Annotated in this window: 2 protein-coding genes; one reads left to right on the top strand and one right to left on the bottom strand. The window is 56.0% G+C overall.

The window, feature by feature from the left end; genetic code table 11:
• Positions 1-679 precede the first annotated feature (679 nt).
• The gene (locus Q7S58_RS16595) at positions 680-1,618 is read left to right on the top strand and encodes a hypothetical protein (protein ID WP_304828297.1); all 939 of its coding nucleotides are present in this window, start codon (positions 680-682) and stop codon (positions 1,616-1,618) included.
• A 340-nt stretch (positions 1,619-1,958) separates the two neighbouring features.
• Here the strand turns inward: Q7S58_RS16595 and Q7S58_RS16590 are convergent, their stop codons facing one another.
• Positions 1,959-2,480 carry a DUF5681 domain-containing protein gene (locus tag Q7S58_RS16590; protein ID WP_304828294.1) on the bottom strand — a complete coding sequence of 174 codons (522 nt, stop codon included), beginning with the start codon at positions 2,478-2,480 and terminating at the stop codon, positions 1,959-1,961.
• Positions 2,481-2,574: the final 94 nt, after the last annotated feature.

Genomic DNA, 2,574 nt, shown 5'->3' with positions numbered 1-2,574 from the left:
TGCGCCGCTTGGTCGGCTGGCAAGACCTAACCATCGTCAGTACACAACCGGAGGCAGCGTAGTAGCAAGTTGATACTTCAACTGCTCAACTCGTCGCAGATACCTGATGCTCCCCTTTCCACCACTTGACCGACACCACCGCCCGACACTGGCGCGAATAGACAGAGCAGGTCTTTCTCCTTTTGGATCAACGTTGCGAGTCGGTGAAGTTGCCTGAGAGTTCGAAACGACTGCGCTCCGCCACACAGTCTCCGGTGTTGAGCATTCTCCGTAGGAGTGCGCGAAAATCGCGCGTGTAAGCGGCTTCACGCCAATCAAAAGGGGACGGGAGAATCGGCAATTGCCGCTACCGTCTCGGATGTCGCCGGGTTTCTCTCCGCTTGCCGCTCACGCGGTGCGCTTTGAGTGGATCTCAACCCCTCGTTCATTTTCTCTTTTTGAGTGCACGAAGTACCGACGTTTTATCCGGCGGATGCTCACGACCGGTCGGATTTGCTGAGGGCCGCTTGCAGACTGCGATTGCGACCCTGCGCTATTAGAGTTTCAAAAGGAGCGCCGGACAGCCCGTATTTGCGGCATCGTAGATGGACTTCTGGCTCGACGAAAACGACTTACACCAGGTTTTCCCGGTCTCGGGAGACGAACTAGAGAAACTGTTTCAACGTCTGCGGCCTTCCTCATGAATGGCGTTGAAGCTCGAGGCGGGGTCGAACCTTCGCGATACGTGCTACTCTTGTCTGCAGTGTTTTCCGATCGCCTGCAAGGATCCGAAGTCGACCGCACAAGCGAAGCGATCGCCAATTTGTCGCGTATCGCTTGGGCCAGACCTGTTATCGCGAGGCTAAACAAAGCGGGCGGCATCCGACCAGAGAACATGCCACTGATGTTCGAAGTACGCTTCGCGGACGAGCTACACAGTACTGGTGCGATTGCCCACTACGAGTTTCCGGCAGGCGTCGGCCAATCCACGGTAGAGTTTCGCATTGACACCAGTCCACCATGGCTTGTTGAACTCGTGAGCATCAGGCTGTCAATGGCGGCGCGCCGCGCCACGCGCGAAATCGCGCCTCTCTTCGAGGAGCAGCTATTTCGTTGGACGTCGGAAGATCCGGGTCGCAGCGAAGAGGGCGAAATGATCACGGCAGAACAGAAGATAGCGGAAAAGGTTTTCTCTGGAGGTAGACCTACCAAATTTCCGCCACAGGACGGCGCGCTTCGTCTGATTCTCGCCGATATGCGTGGTTACCTCGATCGCGGAGGGGATATAGCTGACTACAGAGAGATGGCTTACGGATATCGAGGACTGCAGGAGTCGCCGGACTGGCGGTTTCTGACGCATCATTGGCAAAATGCAGACGGCAAATTTGAGCCGATAAAAGGATTGTTCGAGGAAGGTAATCCTATCGCCGCCGTGGGTCTAATTCGCGAAAGAATACATTTCCTCGGATTCATCAGAGAAGAACGATTCTACAGAGGTGAGATCCGCGACAGGGCGCTCCTGCTGGCTAACCCCGATCTATTCACCACCCAAGACAAAGCTATTGCCGCATATGCAACTTTTCCGCTGGCTCGACTGGGAAAACTTGACCCTCGTAAATCTGTCAAATTTGAGCGGTGAGCCGTGGACGACGGAATTTCGGAGATCAAGCTCCTGCCCTCGTAGTCGCGTTCGACTGTCCTGTGCCCTCCAAGAGTGGTCAGCCGAACGCGGTGCGTGCTGAAACCAAGAAGGTCGATAAGAAAGGAACTTCAAAAAAACCTAAGAGACAACGTCCGACGGCGAAGTCAACCAAAAGGCCGAAATCGGAGAAACTCGTGTGCCGCTATTGCGGGAGCAAAGACTTGGCCCCGAGCTTCATCAAGCGGCGCGATCGCCGATGTCGCAAATGTTTCAGCAAGCGCTATGGATCCGCAGCCGGGACCGGGAAGACGAAGGTCAAGAAGTAGTTTTGCTCAACTCAAAGTCGATGACAGCGGCTGGGCTCGAAATAAGGCTCGGCCCCTGAGCATTCGCGGAGGGCTGCTGCTCTCTTCAACGCGGCCACCAAATCGACCGGATCCACGTCTTTTACTCCGCGTCGTACATCAGTGGTGTTGTCGATCGGATCATCAGGATCGCCGCGAAGCAGCCTGCGCGCTTCCCTGAAGACCTCCACTGGGTCGCGTCGCGGTCCCGCTGGCTGGATCAGATCGTTGAGCAACCAGGGAATCTTGGAGAATAAGAATTCGCGCGCGCGATGGTCGCCGGTCGCGGCTTTGTTCACGGTCTGGGTGATGATCGCCTGCAACTTGCTGATGGTTCTCGAACGACCGTTCTCTCGCACCGCCACCTTGTCTGATAGCGCCTTTTTCATGAGCGTCGCCGAATTGCGCGACCCGCGCGGCCTGCCGCGCCGGTTGCCGGACTTGCCTTTCTGAAACTGCGTTTTCCGCGGCGGCTTGCCGTAGCCTATCTCATCGTTCCCGTCTTTTTTCTTCACCGTTGTTCGTTCCTCCACCACCGAATTGAACTTCCGAACGGAAGTTCAATCACAACCGACTCGCTAATTTCACTGTCAGAGCCTCGTCGCTGTG

Source organism: Candidatus Binatus sp. (assembly GCF_030646925.1).
Classification (GTDB): Bacteria; Desulfobacterota; Binatia; order Binatales; family Binataceae; genus Binatus.
The sequence above is the reverse complement of the archived record's forward strand: the minus strand, read 5'-3'. Positions and strand labels throughout refer to the sequence as shown.